This window comes from Flavobacterium branchiophilum FL-15 (assembly GCF_000253275.1).
Lineage (GTDB): Bacteria > Bacteroidota > Bacteroidia > Flavobacteriales > Flavobacteriaceae > Flavobacterium > Flavobacterium branchiophilum.
Genome location: NC_016001.1, coordinates 30,357 through 47,728, shown reverse-complemented (window position 1 = coordinate 47,728; position 17,372 = coordinate 30,357). Strand labels below are relative to the sequence as shown.

Annotated in this window: 16 protein-coding genes and 1 pseudogene; 6 read left to right on the top strand and 11 right to left on the bottom strand. The window is 33.9% G+C overall.

The genetic code is table 11. From position 1 onward, the window contains the following. Positions 1 to 10: 10 nt before the first annotated feature. The 4 genes from FBFL15_RS00205 to FBFL15_RS00190 form a co-directional block, all read right to left on the bottom strand. Positions 11 to 598, bottom strand: coding sequence for a Uma2 family endonuclease (locus FBFL15_RS00205; protein ID WP_014082675.1), 588 nt, complete (start codon positions 596 to 598; stop codon positions 11 to 13). Between the two features lie 10 nt (positions 599 to 608). Then, positions 609 to 1,196: a Uma2 family endonuclease gene (locus tag FBFL15_RS00200; protein WP_014082674.1), complete on the bottom strand. Its 588-nt coding sequence runs from the start codon at positions 1,194 to 1,196 to the stop codon at positions 609 to 611. A 64-nt stretch (positions 1,197 to 1,260) separates the two neighbouring features. Further along, positions 1,261 to 3,699 (bottom strand): bifunctional UDP-N-acetylmuramoyl-tripeptide:D-alanyl-D-alanine ligase/alanine racemase, encoded by a 2,439-nt coding sequence (locus FBFL15_RS00195; protein ID WP_014082673.1) that lies wholly within the window; start codon positions 3,697 to 3,699, stop codon positions 1,261 to 1,263. A 14-nt stretch (positions 3,700 to 3,713) separates the two neighbouring features. Further along, complete coding sequence (locus FBFL15_RS00190; protein ID WP_014082672.1) at positions 3,714 to 4,298, bottom strand: thymidine kinase; 585 nt, start codon at positions 4,296 to 4,298, stop codon at positions 3,714 to 3,716. A gap of 102 nt (positions 4,299 to 4,400) precedes the next feature. On the opposite strand from FBFL15_RS00190, the gene FBFL15_RS00185 reads away from it, so the two are divergent. Further along, complete coding sequence (locus FBFL15_RS00185) at positions 4,401 to 5,423, top strand: hypothetical protein (RefSeq protein ID WP_014082671.1); 1,023 nt, start codon at positions 4,401 to 4,403, stop codon at positions 5,421 to 5,423. A gap of 215 nt (positions 5,424 to 5,638) precedes the next feature. Continuing rightward, positions 5,639 to 7,690 (top strand): M13 family metallopeptidase, encoded by a 2,052-nt coding sequence (locus tag FBFL15_RS00180; RefSeq protein WP_014082670.1) that lies wholly within the window; start codon positions 5,639 to 5,641, stop codon positions 7,688 to 7,690. 135 nt (positions 7,691 to 7,825) lie between these two features. On the opposite strand, the gene FBFL15_RS00175 is transcribed toward FBFL15_RS00180, so the two are convergent. Together FBFL15_RS00175 and FBFL15_RS00170 are read right to left on the bottom strand one after the other, a co-directional pair. Next, positions 7,826 to 8,335 (bottom strand): acyl-CoA thioesterase, encoded by a 510-nt coding sequence (locus FBFL15_RS00175; protein WP_014082669.1) that lies wholly within the window; start codon positions 8,333 to 8,335, stop codon positions 7,826 to 7,828. A gap of 52 nt (positions 8,336 to 8,387) precedes the next feature. Beyond that, positions 8,388 to 9,338, bottom strand: a complete 951-nt coding sequence (locus tag FBFL15_RS00170; protein WP_014082668.1) for an HU domain-containing protein — start codon at positions 9,336 to 9,338, stop codon at positions 8,388 to 8,390. A 104-nt stretch (positions 9,339 to 9,442) separates the two neighbouring features. On the opposite strand from FBFL15_RS00170, the gene dprA reads away from it, so the two are divergent. Next, the gene (gene dprA, locus FBFL15_RS00165) at positions 9,443 to 10,549 is read left to right on the top strand and encodes a DNA-processing protein DprA (protein ID WP_014082667.1); all 1,107 of its coding nucleotides are present in this window, start codon (positions 9,443 to 9,445) and stop codon (positions 10,547 to 10,549) included. A 55-nt stretch (positions 10,550 to 10,604) separates the two neighbouring features. On the opposite strand, the gene FBFL15_RS00160 is transcribed toward dprA, so the two are convergent. The 5 genes from FBFL15_RS00160 to uvrC form a co-directional block, all read right to left on the bottom strand. After that, complete coding sequence (locus tag FBFL15_RS00160; protein ID WP_014082666.1) at positions 10,605 to 11,513, bottom strand: helix-turn-helix domain-containing protein; 909 nt, start codon at positions 11,511 to 11,513, stop codon at positions 10,605 to 10,607. A gap of 2 nt (positions 11,514 to 11,515) precedes the next feature. Next, positions 11,516 to 12,007, bottom strand: coding sequence for a hypothetical protein (locus tag FBFL15_RS00155; RefSeq protein ID WP_014082665.1), 492 nt, complete (start codon positions 12,005 to 12,007; stop codon positions 11,516 to 11,518). A gap of 17 nt (positions 12,008 to 12,024) precedes the next feature. Beyond that, the gene (locus tag FBFL15_RS00150) at positions 12,025 to 12,324 is read right to left on the bottom strand and encodes a putative quinol monooxygenase (protein WP_014082664.1); all 300 of its coding nucleotides are present in this window, start codon (positions 12,322 to 12,324) and stop codon (positions 12,025 to 12,027) included. An 11-nt stretch (positions 12,325 to 12,335) separates the two neighbouring features. Beyond that, the gene (locus tag FBFL15_RS00145; protein ID WP_014082663.1) at positions 12,336 to 13,151 is read right to left on the bottom strand and encodes an SDR family oxidoreductase; all 816 of its coding nucleotides are present in this window, start codon (positions 13,149 to 13,151) and stop codon (positions 12,336 to 12,338) included. 122 nt (positions 13,152 to 13,273) lie between these two features. Beyond that, on the bottom strand, positions 13,274 to 15,073 hold the full coding sequence (uvrC, locus tag FBFL15_RS00140; protein WP_014082662.1) for an excinuclease ABC subunit UvrC: 1,800 nt from the start codon (positions 15,071 to 15,073) through the stop codon (positions 13,274 to 13,276). A 348-nt stretch (positions 15,074 to 15,421) separates the two neighbouring features. Between uvrC and FBFL15_RS00135 the strand changes: the two genes are divergently transcribed. The 3 genes and pseudogenes from FBFL15_RS00135 (at position 15,422) to FBFL15_RS00130 (ending at position 17,307) form a co-directional block, all read left to right on the top strand. Next, on the top strand, positions 15,422 to 16,318 hold the full coding sequence (locus FBFL15_RS00135) for an IS1595-like element ISFbr1 family transposase (protein ID WP_014082661.1): 897 nt from the start codon (positions 15,422 to 15,424) through the stop codon (positions 16,316 to 16,318). 106 nt (positions 16,319 to 16,424) lie between these two features. Continuing rightward, a pseudogene (locus tag FBFL15_RS17175) lies at positions 16,425 to 16,586 on the top strand (restriction endonuclease subunit S); the annotation flags it as partial. Between the two features lie 10 nt (positions 16,587 to 16,596). Beyond that, positions 16,597 to 17,307: a tRNA1(Val) (adenine(37)-N6)-methyltransferase gene (locus tag FBFL15_RS00130; protein WP_014082660.1), complete on the top strand. Its 711-nt coding sequence runs from the start codon at positions 16,597 to 16,599 to the stop codon at positions 17,305 to 17,307. Positions 17,308 to 17,372 lie beyond the last annotated feature (65 nt).

Here is a 17,372-nt window from a genome sequence, read left to right as displayed (position 1 = left end):
TTTATTTATTTTAAACTCTATAAAAAACCTCATCCACCGCAATTGTCATTTCTGGAAACAGCGGACTTTCAATAATTTCGCCTTCGGCAAAAGGTTTGGAACCTACATAAATGCCATTTTGTAGGCGGTACACCAACACGGTTTTCATCTCTGTTTGTACAATCCAATATTCCATTACACCCGCTTCTTGATACAGCTTGAATTTGGTATCTACATCATATTTGCTGTTGTTAGGTGAAACGATTTCAACAATCAAATCGGGTGCACCGTTGCAGCCATAATCGTCTAGTTTGCTTTCGTCGCAAATAATGCACAAGTCGGGTTGCACTACCGTTGTGTCTTTTTTGGCGGAAGCAATTGGCAAACGCACGTCGAAAGGAGCTGAAAAAAAATTACACGGTTTTTTATATAAAAAATTATAAAATATTCCTGATAAATTTCTTGAAACCGTCTGATGTTTTCTACTTGGTGCGGGGCTCATTTTTTTGATGAAACCTTTGAGCAATTCTACCCTTTCGGAAAATTGCCATTGCAAATAATCCGAAAATGTATATTCTTTGGTCAAATCTAATTCTGAAAAATGGGTAATTACTGCCATATATTTTTTTTTAAACTCTATAAAAAACCTCATCCACCGCAATTGACATTTCTGGAAACAGCGGACTTTCAATAATTTCGCCTTCGGCAAATGGTTTGGAACCTACATAAATGCCATTTTGCAGGCGGTACACCAACACGGTTTTCATCTCCGTTTGTACAATCCAATACTCCATAACACCCGCTTCTTGATACAGCTTGAATTTGGTATCTACATCATATTTGCTGTTGTTGGGCGAAACGATTTCAACAATCAAATCGGGTGCACCGTTGCAACCATAATCGTCTAGTTTGCTTTCGTCGCAAATAATGCACAAGTCGGGTTGCACTACAGTCGTGTCTTTTTTTGCGGAAGCAATTGGCAAACGCACGTCGAAAGGGGCAACAAATACACTGCATCTTTTAGTATTGAAATAAGAATAAATTTTAAAATTCAAATTTTGCGATGTCGTTTGATGTCTTCTGCTTGGTGTAGGGCTCATTTGCTTGATGAAACCTTTGAGCAATTCTACCCTTTCGGAAAATTGCCATTGCAAATAATCCGAAAAAGTATATTCTTTAGTCAAATCTAAATCTGAAAATAAGGTAATTGTTTTCATTCCAATTCTATAATAATAGACAAATATACAAAAAAACCATTTTCAAAATAGTATCCTAGCCACGTTATTCTCTATAAAAAACCCGTTTGACCCGTTGAGAGATACTTGTTAAAATTTCATAAGGTATGGTTTGCAAGGCTTTTGCCATCAATATGGCACTTGGATTTTGGCCAATTATAATCACATTATCTCCTTCTAAACAGTTGATGTCGGTTATATCTACCATTAGCATATCCATACAGATACTGCCTACAATACTAGCTTTTTGTTGGTTGATGGTTACATAACCCACTCCATTGCCCCACAGCCTCGAAATTCCATCGGCATAACCAATTGGTATAGTGGCAATTGTGGTTGGCTTTTGTGCTATAAATCTACGGCTATATCCTACACTTTCACCTGGATAAATAGTTCTAATTTGTGAAATAATAGATTTTAATGTGCCAACATGAGCCAATAAGGGTTGTTCATTTGGATCATTTGAAATGCCATATAATCCAATTCCTAATCGCACCATGTCGTACCGTGCTTCTGTATAATTGCTAATACCTGAGGTGTTTAATACATGTCTGATAGGCTGTATTTTCAATTTTTGCATAATCATGGACGAGCATTTTTCAAATAACTGAATTTGAAATTGAGCAAAATCACGACTGTCCAAATCATCGCTTGTTGCTAAATGCGATAAAATACTTTGCACTTTTACAGAATTATTGGCCTCCAAAATAGCAATTAATGAGTTCAAATCGGGTTCTTGAAAACCCAAACGGTGCATTCCAGTATCAAGTTTGATATGTATTGGATAATCCAAAAGCTGTTGATGTCGGGCAATTTCTAAAAAAGAATGTAATCCTCGAAAACTATAAATTTCGGGTTCTAATCCGTATTGAATAAGGCTCAAAAAGCTGGTACTTTCAGGATTTAGTACCATAATTGGTAGTTTAATACCCGCATTTTTTAAGGCAATACCTTCATCGGCAAAAGCAACACCCAAATAATCAACTTTGTGGTGTTCGAGCAGTTTAGCAATTTCAAAACCACCATTTCCATATCCAAAGGCTTTTACCATGGCCATCAATTTGGTAGTAGGTTTTAGTTTAGTTTTATAATAATTCAAATTATGACTAATCGCATTTAAGTTGATTTCCAACACCGTTTCATGTGTTTTCTCTTCTAAAGCTGCAACAATTTTTTCAAACTCAAACCGTCGGGCTCCTTTAATTAATATCGTTTCATTTTGAAAACGCATGTCTTTGATAGCCCTCAAAAAGGTTTCTGTACTTTCATAAAACACACTTTGTTTGAACAATGGTTTTAAGGTTTCGATGGTTTTGCCAATTCCAATCAATCGGGTGATTTGATTTCCTGAAAGCAATTGAGCCACTTTGAGATACAACTCTTTTTCGGGCAAACCACTTTGATAGATGTCAGATAAAATCACTGTTTTTTGAATGCCTTGTTTATGATTTTCCATAAAATCCAAAGCAATTTTAAGAGACTGAAAATCAGAACTATAACTATCATCAATTAAAGTAGCATTTTCAATACCTTTTTTAACTGTTAGCCTCATTTCTAATGGAAATAAAAGGCTGATTCTTTTTTGAATTGTTTGAAAATCATATTTTAAATACAACAACAGCATGATACAAGAAATCACATTTTCTATTGATGCTTCGTCTGTAAATGGCATTTGCAAATGGCCCATTTTTTGATCATTTGTATCAAAAAAAGTGTATAATAGGTCGTTTTTTTGGATAAAAACACTAGCCTGTCTATCCGTCAAACTCCACGTAAAGCTTTTATTTTTTTGGGTCAAAGCGGCTTCGACATCTTTGTTTTTTCGAAAAATTACGACCTCTGCATTTTTGAAAAGCACCATTTTTTCGCTAATTTTTTGCAAATTATGATTAAAACCTTCGTCGTGGGCTGGGCCAATGTTTGTTAAAATACCAATATTGGGGTTTATGATTTTTTGTAAATGTTGCATTTCAAAAACTGTTGAAATGCCTGCTTCAAAAATACCAAAATTGTGATTTTCATTAATAGCCAATACAGACAAAGGCACCCCAACCTGCGAATTATAACTTTTTGGACTTCTGATGATATTATAATCTGGTGTTAGCAAAAAATTAAGCCATTCTTTTACAATTGTTTTACCATTGCTGCCCGTAATACCAACCACAGGAAAATGGTATTGATTGCGATAAAAAGCTGCAAATTGTTGTAAAGCTATCAAAGTATTTTGGACGAGTAGAAAATGGGCTTTGTTTTGAAGTCCGTTTGGAATATAAGACACAACAAAACAAGTAACCCCTTTTGAAATAAGGGTTTCAATATATTGGTGGGCATCGTGATGTGGACCAACAATAGCAAAAAAAAGCGTTTGACTTCCATTTTGTAACGAACGACTATCTATTACAATATTATCGATGCAAATAATTGGAATTTCTCCTTCAAAATGAGCATTGATAACAGGAATTATTTCAGAAAAAGTCATTGTCATATATGAATTTATTTTTATTTTTTTAAGGGCATTGCATTAAAAAAAGCGGCTCTACTTAAAGGTTCATATTCATTCGTTTCGCCAAGCATGACTAAATTGTCATTGGCTTTTTTTCTAAAACTGTAATGAGCCAAATTGCCTGTTCTGGTACACACCGCATGCACTTTTGTAACATATTCAGCAGTAGCCATTAGGGCAGGCATAGGTCCAAATGGATTGCCTTTAAAATCCATATCCAAACCCGCAACGATTACCCGAATACCGTTGTTGGCCAAATCATTGCAAATTTTTACAATTTCGTCATCAAAAAACTGTGCTTCGTCTATGCCCACTACATCGCAACCTTGAGCTAAAATGGCAATATTTGCTGCTGCTGGTACGGGTGTCGAACGTATTTCGTTGCTATCATGTGATACTACCATCTCGTTGTCGTATCGAGTATCGATGGCGGGTTTAAAAATTTCGACTTTTTGTTTTGCAAATTGTGCTCTTTTCAAACGTCTAATTAATTCTTCGGTTTTGCCCGAAAACATTGAGCCACATATCACTTCTATCCATCCAAATTGTTCTTTATGATTTACTGTATTTTCGAGAAACATTTTTTATTTTTTTTACTGTAAAATTAATTTATTTGTATTACTTTGTATCGCAAACAAATTTACCAAAAATTATTAGTTCCATTTACTTAAATTTTAAAAGTTATGAAGAAAAAATTAGAAGCCGACTTAATGAGCATTGCCCACCAAATTTTAAGGCTCAAAGGCCATGCCGAATTGCCACAGTTACAGGCAGAATGTTTAAAATTGTATGAAAAAATTTCGATTTTAATGTTTGTAGAAAACCATTTTCATGACGTTGTGCCTACAATTGGTAGTTCGACTATTTTTCAAAAATTAGAACATATTTATAGTCAAAATACCGATACAAAGGCTGAAGAAGTTGTTGTAAAAACATTAGAATCACTTATTTTAGCTGAAACGGAATCTATCCAAACCGAAAAAGATCATTTTATAGATGCACCGCAAATTAAAGAGTTTGAATCAACAGAAATTGTGATGAGTCCATCAAAAGTGCCAGTTGAAATGGTTGATGAAACTAAAAATGACTCTAACCCTACAACTTTGAAGGACCTGGATGCCAACGAAAAGACACCAATACAAGTTGATAAAATATTAGAACAAATTGATGTAGAAAAAAATCCAATTATAGATAACCCATCTTCTGAAAAACCAACTGAAGTTTTAAACAATAGTACCGAAGAGCCTTTGAATAGTCAAAAAGAAGAGGAAAACCATCAAGAAGAGGAAAAATTTGAAGTTGAAAAAACACCTACACTAGCTACAGAGGCAGCAACAAACAAAACGACAATTGTAGAACTTGATTATGCAGATCCTGTTTTTGAAAGAATTGAAAAACCAACAGATCATTTGTTTAAAAATGATTTTAAAACCATTGAAAATACCTCAACACCGCTTGCAAGAACGTCTTTAGCAACTCGTTTTGGGCTAAATGATAAAATTGGTTTTGTACAATACCTTTTTGATGCTAGTTTTATTGCATTTAACACTTTTGTAGCCCAGATAGATCAATTACCATCATTTGATGAAGCTAAAATTTTTATAGATACCGAGGTAAAACCAAAATACGACCATTGGAAAGACATGGAAAGTTATGAAACCCGACTTTTAGATACCATCAAACAATATTTTTTGTATGACGTGTAATTGTTTTGATTTAGATAAAGGGCTTAGGGCATGACAAATCTGTTGGTTCAAGCCTAAAAAAAATCAAGCATAAGTATTAATTATTTGAATAATTTTTATTTTAAAACATTTTTTTTTAAATTTTAGAAAAAAAAAACAATAATTTTGAAACAAATATACAATTGAATAGACTTATTGTTCGAATTTATAAACAATCAAAACCAAACAATTAATTTATGAAAAAAAATTTATTTATAACAAGTTTGCTTTTACTAGGATTACATTCCGTAGAAGCACAAACGGGTAATTCAAAAGCACAACCAGGAATAAAGGTTGAACTGATGGACAAAAGCGTCAAACCAGGCACTGATTTTTTTAGATTTGTAAATGGAAAGTGGCTAGACAATACTGAGATTCCAAAAGACAGAAGCCGATGGGGAAGTTTTGACGAACTTCGTAAAAAAACCGATGCAGACGCTATGGCTATATTGAAAACCGCAAGTCAAAGCAGTCGATACAAATCCAACACCGATCAGGGAAAAGCCATTAATTTATTCAAATCAATATTAGATACTGTTGCCCGAAATAAAATGGGTATTTTACCATTAAAACCCTATTTGACTAAAATAGATGCTGTTCAAAACGTTGCCGATTTACAAAAATTAATGATGGAATTAGAGCCATCAGGAGGTATTGGATTTTTTGGATTTGGAGTAGGATCTGATGCAAAAGACAGTAATAAAAATGTAGTATATCTTGGTACTGCCCGTTTGGGATTGCCAGACCGAGAGTATTATGTGTCTGAAGAAAAAGATGCTAAAGAAAAAAGAGTTAAATATGTAGCACATTTAACAAGAATGTTGCAATTTATTGGTCAATCACCTGAAAAAGCAGCAATCAATGCACAAAAAATATTAGATTTTGAAATTCAATTGGCCAAACCTCGTTTTGATAGAGTAGAAGCCCGTGATGACAGAAAATCGTATAATCCTATGTCGATAGCAGACATTCAAAAATTATTTCCAGCCATCAATTGGGACTTATACCTAAAAACTGTTGGGTTCAAAAACACCGAAACGGTAGTTGTTACCCAACCAAAATATTTAGAGGCCTTGCAAGCTATATTTGCTGAAAACAAGGTTGATGATTGGAAAAATTATTTGAAATGGAGCTTGCTAAATGATGCTGCCAATGCGTTATCAACAGATATTGAAACGGCTAATTGGGACTTTTATAGCAAAACCCTAGCAGGCGCTGTAAAGCAAAAACCAAGAGATGAAAGGGCTTTACAAACCGTAAATGGCAACATTGGCGAAGCATTGGGCAAATTATACGTTGAGCAAAAATTTCCAGCCGAAGCCAAATCAAAAGCCGCATTGATGATAAAAAATGTGATGAAGGCTTATGAAAATAGAATTCAAAACTTATCGTGGATGAGCCAAGATACGAAGAAAAAAGCAGTAGAAAAACTCAATAAACTGACCATAAAAATAGGTTATCCAGATAAATGGAAAGATTATTCGGCTTTGACAATTCAAAACCCGGCAGAGGGAGGCTCTTATTTTCAAAACATGATTAATATATCTAAATGGGAGTATCAAGAAGATATTAAAAAACTAACCAAACCCGTGGACAAAACCGAGTGGGGAATGGCACCACAAGTTGTAAATGCCTATTACAATCCTTCTTATAACGAAATAGTTTTTCCTGCAGCCATTTTGCAACCTCCTTTTTATGATTTTAAAGCAGACGAAGCCGTTAATTATGGTGGCATTGGTGCTGTAATTGGCCACGAAATTTCGCATGGTTTTGATGATTCGGGTGCTCGATACAATGCCGAAGGTAATTTAGTAGATTGGTGGACAGAAGAAGATGGTAAAAAATTTGAAGCCCTAACAGGTGCATTGGCCGATCAATACAGCATGTTGGAACCTTTGCCAGGTATTCGTGTAGATGGAAAATTTACTTTGGGCGAAAACATTGGTGATTTAGGTGGTGTAAATGCAGCTTATGATGGATTGAAATTGTATTTAAAAGATCAAAAAAACATGCCTTTGATTGATGGATTTACGCCAGAACAACGTTTTTTCATTTCGTGGGGCACCATTTGGAGAAGCAAAATGAGAGACGAAGCTATTAAAAATCAGGTAAAAACAGATCCACATTCGCCTGGCATGTACAGAGCTTACGTACCGTTGTTGAATGTTGATTCGTTTTATGAAGCTTTTCAAATAAAAGAAGGCGATGCTTTGTATATTGCTCCAGAAAAACGAGTAAAAATTTGGTAATCAACCTTTCTATTGATTTTTAAATAAAAAAAAGAGGGTCGCTTTTAAAAGCGATCCTCTTTTTTTTGGGTAGATTTTGAATAATACATCTTTTGCTTTACTATATCTTAATACTAGAGGATTATTTGCCAGTATTTAAACAAATAATGCCTTTAATTCTGTAGCTTCACTAGGTTTTATTTTACCCGCTAAAAGCAAACTCAACTGTTTGCGACGCAAAGCGGCATCATAGCGTTGTTGTTCCAATTCTGTTTGAGGCACAACAGGTGGCACTTCTACAGGGATGCCCATTTCGTTTACGGCAACAAAAGTATAAATAGCCTCATTGGCCTTTGTTCGATGACCTGATTCTCTATCTTCTGTCCAAACATCTAAATAAATTTCCATAGACGACTTAAAACTTCTAGATACTTTGGCTTCTACAGTTACAACACTTCCAAGAGGTATCGCTTTGTTAAATGCTACATGGTTTACAGATGCTGTAACTGTAATTCGACGAGAGTGTCTGCGGGCAGCAATACTGGCAGCCCTATCCATTCTGGCTAATAACTCGCCACCAAAAAGATTATTAAGAGGATTTGTTTCGCTTGGCAAAACCAAATCTGTAAGAACTGTTAATGATTCTGAAGGATGTTTTGGGTTCATAAAATGGAATTTAATTTCAAAAAAAATCCCGACTTTTATCGGGATTTTTAATTTATAATGCTTTAATTAAAATCCAAGCTTCTGGATTCTCTTTGTTTTGTACTTTGTTTAAAACCGTTTTGGCATCTGAATAAGAACTAAAACTACCATAAACAACTGGAATTAATCCATGCTCGTTTACGGGCAATACTTTTGCTTGATAACCATCTTGTATCAATTGGTTATACTTTTTTTGAGCATTTTCATCGTTTTTAAAAGAACCAGCCATTATGTGGTAGTAAGGTTTAGCAGCTGTTTCTAAAGCACTTTCTGTAATCGGATTATCTATAAAAAAAGTGGCTGTTTGGATTTTATTTTCAATTTTTTTCTGTACAGCATTCTCTACATCAAATGTTTGTTGGGCTATTTTTTTCTCATACATATTGATACCACCAACAGTACCAATGCCTGATGCAAGAACCAATACGGCAGCATATTTAAAATAATGACCATAAGATTGTTTTGAAATTGTTGGCTCAGAAACTTTAGCGATTGATGGTGTTTCTTCAACTGAATTTTCTTGATCAGGAACTGTTTCGATAACCCTTTCAACAACAGGAGCTACATATTGCGACAATCCAAAAGAACTTGCCAAATAATTTACCTCATCAAAAGGTTTGAAAATCATGTTTCGGTTTTCGTTTAAACCTACTTCACCAACATTTTTAAACAAAACACTTTCGTTATTTTGAAGTTTTTTCAACCAATTATCTACTTCAAATTCAATAAATATCATGGCATTTTCATAAGTACTCTTTTCTGTTTGAGCAATATAATTTGCCAATAAACCATCGTTACTCACAATTTGTGAATTGAATGAAATTTGTTTCTTTGGAGGCAAAAATGTATTAGAATTTTCTTGTATTTTTGCAGACTGAATTTCAGTAAGAAACGCACCAAAACCAGGAACGATGACGCACTGGTAACGGTATAATAGCTGTGATATGGATTGTTCTATCTTCATAGTTACAAAATTACACAATCAAAGTTGTTTACAAAATATTTATTAACATTTTTTATTAACAATTTTTGTATTTTTATCAACTCAAAAACAGTCTAAATTAATATATGGAATTAACAGACCAAGAATTATTTTACTTATTAGCTTTACAAAAAGTGGAAGGTGTTGGCGATGTAATGGCAAAAAAATTACTCTCTCATTGTGGCAATGCACAACAAGTATTTGAAGCAAAAAGCACTCAACTTACTGCTATTGAAGGCGTTGGTAGTATTTTGATAAAAAACCTAAAAGACAAATCTGTTTTTTTTAAAGCTGAAACCGAGCTTCAATTTATTCAAAATCAAAAGTTACAAGTATTGAATTATCAAAGTTTGGAATATCCAGACCGCCTCAAACATTGTCTTGATGGTCCTATTTTGCTGTTTGGAACTGGCCGAATGAATCTTAATCATCAAAAATTAATTAGCATTGTTGGCACTCGGCAAATTACTCCTTATGGAACTGAATTTTGCAAAAAATTTATTACAGATTTAGCCCCTTTAAATCCTGTAATTGTTAGTGGTTTTGCTTATGGTGTGGATATAGTAGCCCACCAATTAGCTATGGATTTAGGTTTGCAAACTATTGGTGTTTTAGCACATGGTTTGAATCAAATTTATCCAAAACCACACAAAAAATATGTGGCAAAAATGGAAGAAAATGGTGGTTTTTTGACAGATTTTTGGAGCAATTCAAACCCTGAGAAAGAAAATTTTGTTCGTCGGAATCGAATTGTGGCAGGCATGAGCGAAGCCACCGTTGTTATCGAATCTGCGGCCAAGGGCGGGTCTTTGATTACGGCCAACTTGGCTGTGGAATATAACAGAGATGTTTTTGCAGTACCAGGCCGAATTTCAGACAAATCTAGTCAGGGTTGCAACGACTTGATTAAAACCCAAAAAGCCACGCTACTAACCTCGGCCGCCGATTTGATATATAATTTAAACTGGGATGTCCAAAAACAACTCAAACCCGTTCAAAAACAATTGTTTGTTTCGCTTGAAGCTGATGAACAAAAAGTGTATGATTTTTTGCTTCAAAACGGCAAAGAACTTCTCGATATCATTGCTCTCGAATGTGATTTTCCTATTTTCAAAATTTCAGGTTTGTTACTTAATATGGAGATGAAAGGTGTAATAAGACCTTTGCCAGGCAAACTATTTGAAGCAATATAAGAATTTTGTTTTAAATGTTTTTTTTAATTTTAATTTACAATTATTATACGTTTTTTTAGTTTAAATTTCTAAATTCCATAGGGGTTGTACCTGTTTTTTTCTTAAAAAGCTTATTGAAATACTGCGGATACTCAAAGCCCAATTGATATGCTATTTCATTGATATTTTTTTCAGAATTCAAAAGCATACTCTTTGCATTTTCAATTAGATAAAAATGAATGTGCTCTTGTGCGTTTTTACCTGTTTCTTTTTTTAATAAATCACTCAAATAGCTTGACGATAAATGTACCTTATTTGCCAAATACTTTACTGTAGGCAAGCCCATTTCTTTTATATCCTCATTTTCAAAATAGGATTTTAGTATATATTCTATTTCTGAAATTACATTTTTGTTTGATACACTTCTTGTTATCCATTGTCTGCCATAAAATCTAGTACAGTAGTTTAATAATAATTCGATAGTAGAAACGATAATTTGCTTACTATGAATATCTATATTTTCTTGCTGTTCGGTTTGAATTTTCTGAATACATTCTATCAAAATATTTTTTTCTTTATCAGAAAGATGGAGTGCCTCTGAAACTTCATAATCAAAAAAAGTATAATCTTTTATTTTTTCGTTGAGCGATGTAGCACGAATTAGGTCTGGGTGAAAAAACAACCCCCACCCAATTTTATCTTCCTTTTCTTCTACTTCATTATCTATTTCAATCACTTGATTTGGAGCTATACAAATCAAGTTTCCGTCCTGAAAATCTATTGGCTTTCGTCCATACTTAATATGATTTTGGCAATAATTTTTGAACATTATGGAATAAAAATCGGTCGTGATTTTGGTATTTTGTACAACATGTTCGGTTACTTTACTAAAATCTAAAACAGCAACCAAAGGATGCTGAGCCTTACCCAAATTAAACATTTGGTACAAATCGGCTATACTTTGAAGATGAATATATCCTTTCATATTTATTGCTTCTCTTGTTTTAAATAATTGATATAAACATGACCTCTTCTTTCGGCAAAGAAATCCAAACTCAAGACCATACTAGCTTGCAAAAAGAGCCCTAGCCCCAATCCACGCCAGAAGGTGTCATTTTTAGTGCTATACATCAACACAATTCCAAAAACAATCAATGCAATTTCTACAAATCTAAAAACAACAAAATTGCGCATCACTTGTTCCATTCTAGGTATTTCTTGTGTTTGAACACTTTTTGGGTCTTTCTCAACATAAGTTTTCACACGATTTATATCTTCTGGACTTCTTGTAAAAACGATATATCCCACAAGAATTTCCAGTAAAGCAACCGCAATAAAAGGCATGGCAACTCCTTTCCAAAAACTAGTTTTTAGTACAAATATAAAATAAAGAGCCATTGCCAAAGCAAGGACTCCTATTGTTATAAAAACTAAACTTTCGGCTTTTTCACCATTAAAATATTTTTCAATCACATTCATAACCAAACGTTATTTTATTAGTTCAAATCTTTCCATTTAACAATTTCGGGAAGCGTTTCCAACAAATTGGGTAGTGCTGTCAATGCATTTTGCACATGAGCGGTTTCCCAATGTTTTGCTTCATCATTTTCATTTTCCCAAATTTCATACGATGTAAATTCGCAAGAATTTGTAATACTCTGTAAATAATAATAAGCAACACAACCTTTTTCTGTTTGTGTGGTTGCGTTAGTAAGATTTTTCATCAAGGCGATTGCTTCATCCAACTTTTCTTTTTTTACTGTAAATTTTGCAGTAACATATATTTTGCTAGTCATATTTTAATTTTTTAAATTCCAAATTGTGCTTTTATACCTCCAATAAATGTGGCATCATCATATTCTTTTCTGTTTGCAACAAGTGTTTTGGCATCCTCACCAGCGGTATATCTCAATTGTTTTTTGCCATCTGTTGCTGCTTCAAAAATCACCTCGGCAACCAAGCTTGCTGGTGACGCATTTTCAGTCATAGCAGGCATTGCACCCATCAGGGCACCAACAATATTTTGATATTCTGCCATGCTTTCATCATTAGTAAAATCAAAAGATCTTCCTGCAAAATCTGTAGCAATCATACCTGGCTCTACAATTTTTACTTGTCCACCAAATTGTTCTACTTCAAAATTCAAAGATTCGGATATTCCTTCTACAGCAAATTTTGTTCCATGATATAGCGAACCCAACGGAAACGTCATTTTGCCACCAATTGATGAAATATTGATAATAATTCCCTTTTTGTTTTTTCTAAAATGTGGCAAAACTGCCTTTGTAACATCCAAGAGCCCCAAAACATTAGTGTTGAATTGTCTCTCAATTCTTTCTTTACTAAAAGCTTCTAAGGGGCCATAAGCACCATACCCAGCATTATTGAGCAATACATCAATAGTTCCAAATTTTTGAATTGCTGCATCAAAAGCATTTTCAATTGAGCTAACATCCAACACGTCTAGCTTGGTTACTAAGCAATTTTCTAATTGTTTCAACGCTATTTCATTTTCAGGATTTCTCATGGTTGCTATTACATTCCATCCTTTAGAATGAAACAAGTTAGCTGTTTCTTTACCTATACCACTACTTGCACCTGTAATTAAAATTGTTTTTTTCATTTTATTGATTTTAAATTATGGTGCAAAATTGGGCCATTTATCTATGAAGAAGATGATACAAATTCAGGTTGTTTGTATGCTAATTGTGGTTTTATTAATTGGTACTGTATTTTTGTAAAAAATCAACCCTCCTTTGAGGCATAAAATTGGGCTATTTTTGCTGCTTTTGAGGCACCAACAAGGGTTGCAATATCGGCTTCTGAGGCTTCTTTGATTCTTTTGACACTTTTAAAATGCTTGATGAGGGCTTCCATGGTTTTTTCGCCAATGCCTGGAATACTCTCTAATGAAGAATTGAGTGCCGATTTACTTCGCTTGTCTCGGTGAAAAGTAATACCAAAACGGTGTGCCTCGTTTCTCAAATACTGAATGATTTTGAGGGTTTCGGATTTTTTATCTAAATACAAAGGGGTGCTATCACCAGGATAAAACAACTCTTCTAGTCGTTTGGCTATTCCAATAATGGCAATTTTTCCACGAAGCTCTAGGGCATCAATACTTTTGAGTGCCGATGACAATTGCCCCTTGCCCCCATCAATGATGATCAGTTGTGGCAAAGGTTCGTTTTCGTCTAAAAGTCGTTTGTATCTGCGGTAAACCACCTCTTCCATCGAGGCAAAATCATTAGGGCCTTCAACTGTTTTGATGTTAAAATGTCGGTAATCTTTTTTACTTGGTTTTCCATCTTTAAAAACCACACAAGCCGAAACAGGATTTGTACCTTGAATGTTGGAGTTATCAAAACATTCTATATGCCTTGGGGCAACACTCAACCGCAAATCTTTTTGCATTTGAGTCATGATTCTATTGGTATGCCTTTCTGGATCAACTATTTGTAATTGTTTGAGTTGTTCTATTCGATAGAATTTTGCATTTCGAATAGATAAGTCTAAAATTTGTTTCTTGTCTCCCAACTGTGGCACGGTTACTTTGATATGCTCACCAAGATCGACCATAAATGGCACAATTATTTCTTTTGACAACAATTGAAACCGCTCTCGAAGTTCGACAATGGCCAGTTCCAACAAAGTGTCGTCTGTTTCGTCCAGCTTTTTTTTGATTTCCATAGTATGAGACCGAATGATGGCACCATGTGAAATTTGTAAAAAATTGACAAAAGCCGCACTCTCATCAGACACAATAGAAAAAACATCAATATTAGATATTTTTGGATTGATGATTGTAGAGCGTGATTGGTATTGCTCTAAAACCATCATTTTTTCTTTTATTTTTTGTGCTTCTTCAAACTGCAAATTTTCGGCATAAGTGGTCATCAATTGTTTGAAATCTTTCATGCTTTCTTTGAAATTTCCTTTCAAAATTTGTCGGATAGCCTCCACTTGTTTTTGATAATCATCCAAAGACTCAAAACCTTCGCAGCACCCTTTACAGTTGCCAATGTGGTATTCTAAGCACACTTTGAATTTGTGATTTTCAATATTTTTTTGGCTCAAATCGAACTGACAAGTTCGCAACGGATACAACTCTTTGATTAATTCCAAGATAGTAGAAACGGTTTTGAAATTGGTATAAGGTCCAAAATATTCCGAGCCGTCTTTGATCATGCGTCTTGTGGCAAAAATCCTCGAAAAAGGTTCTTTTTTAATACAAATCCACGGATAACTTTTATCATCACGAAGCAGGACATTGTATCGAGGTTGTAAGGTTTTGATTAAGTTATTTTCCAACAAAAGGGCGTCCGTTTCCGTTGGTACCACAATATGTTTGATGGTTACAATTTTTTTGACCAATACGTTGGTTTTGGCCGTGTCGTGCACTTTGTTAAAATAAGATGACACCCTTTTTTTGAGGTTTTTGGCTTTGCCAACATACAAAATTTTGCCCTCCTTATCATAATATTGGTACACTCCAGGACTATCGGGGAGGGTTTGAATTTGGAGTTGCAAATCAGGTTTTGTCATGCGAATCTTTTGGTGCAAAAATAATGGAATCTTTGTATAATAAGATTTCAAGGCCTCATTTTTTTTTCATTTTCAAAACCTTTTTAATAAATTGAAAATTATGGATTTTTATTCCAAAAAGCGTAAATTGTCGCAAAACATTTTTATTTTTGCTGAAAATATTCTTGTTACAACATTTCAATATTAGCTATTTAACCCAAATCATGACAAAACTTCAAATTAAAATACTAAATGCAATTAAAACCAACAAACTTAACCCTAAGATTTTAGGTGAAAGAAATTGGTTTAATTATTTTATAGAGTTATCCATTTAAATACTTATATTTGTAATAACTAAAACAATAGGCTATGGAACAATTCTTAGGTCAAGGAATAATAGAGTATTTTGATAAATTCAAAACAGATTTAGATTGTCTAGAATATCTAGCAGATCGGAAATGGTCAAACGGTTATAAGTGTGTAAAATGTGGCAATAGTAAATATACTGTTAGAAAAGCAAATTTTGCAAGAGACTGTAATAACTGTCATCACATCGAAAGTCCATCGGCTAACACTATGTTCCATAAAGTTAAATTTGGTATGAGAAAAGCTTTTACAATCGTTTTTGAAATGAGTGCAACCACAAAAGGTATTTCTTCAAATCAGATGGCAAAGCGATTAAATATAAGGCAATCTACGGCTTGGTTGTTTATGAGTAAGGTTAGAAAAGCAATGAAAAGTAGCGAGTGTTATCCCATTAAAGGTACTGCAATCGTTGATGAATTCGTTTTTGGTGGTAAAGAAACACTCAAGCAAGGAAGAAGTACAGATAGTAAGAAAAAGAAAATTGTGGCTGCAGTTGAAATAGATAAAAACGGTGGTGTAAAAAGAGCCTATTTTAAGCTAATAAATGATTATTCTTCGGTATCACTAGAAAAAATATTTGATGCACATATATCCACTGAGGCAAAAATAATAACTGATGAATGGACAGGATACAAACCATTAAAAGAGATGTATGATATAACCCAAATTAAGAGTAATAGTTCTGATTTTTTTGAGATAAATACAATTATACATCAAGTTAAGGCTTGGTTAAGAAGCACTTTCTCATGGATGCATGAAGAACATATTGAAAAATATTTGGACGAGTACAGCTACAGATTAAATAGATCAAATAGCAAACAAACTATATTTGATAACTTAATTAAAAGGATGGTAATTACTAAACCCCTTAAATATAGTGAGATTATAGTAAGTACCTAAACGGATAACTCTATTATTTTATTAGAGTTACAGCATTAGTTTGGGCAAGAAAAAATCCTGATGGTTATCAAATAGAAGTTTACACAGATTATTCAAAAAACGAACATTTAGCAACGATAAAAATATAAAAATCCCACTTCCAACACTTTCCGAACAACAAAAAATAGTTTCAGAAATTGAGAAAATAGAAGCAAAAATAAAAGTTATAGAAACTGAAATTGCTGCCATTCCAAAGCAGAAAAAAGTAATTTTAAAGAAATATTTGTAAAACACAAAAAATGAGTTTTCAATTCAAACAATTTACCGTAAATCAAGACCAATGTGCCATGAAAATTGGTACCGATGGGGTGCTTCTTGGAGCTTGGACACCAATAGACAACGATCCACAAAACATTTTGGATATAGGCACGGGTACGGGCATCATTGCTTTGATGTTGGCTCAGCGGTCTGATGCTCAACAAATTGACGCCATAGAAATAGATGAAGATGCTTATGAACAAGCTACAGAAAATTTTGAAAATGCACCTTGGAACGATCGCTTGTTTTGTTTTCATGCGGGTTTGGACGAACTTATGGACGAACCCGAAGAACTTTATGATTTGATTGTTTCAAATCCGCCTTTTTTTTCGGAAACGGTGTATAGCGACAATCCACAACGAGATATGGCCCGTTTTCAGGAGGCTTTGCCTTTTGAGCATCTTTTGGAAGGTGTCGCTTTATTATTGGCAGACAATGGCATTTTTGCGGTAATTGTTCCGTATAAAGAAGCCCCAAATTTTATTGCTATGGCAAGCACATTTGATTTGTACCCTCAAAAAATAACCCATGTAAAAGGGCATGCAAATGCCGCTTTCAAACGCAGTTTGATAGCATTTTCGACCCAAAAAGCTGAAAAACTTATTGAAAACGACTTGATAATCGAAATTTCTAGGCACCAATATACACCTGAATATATAGCATTGACCCGTGATTTTTATTTGAAAATGTAAAGCTAGTTTGTACCAAATGATTTACACTACCTAACAAAATAATATTTTTATAAATTTATTGAAAA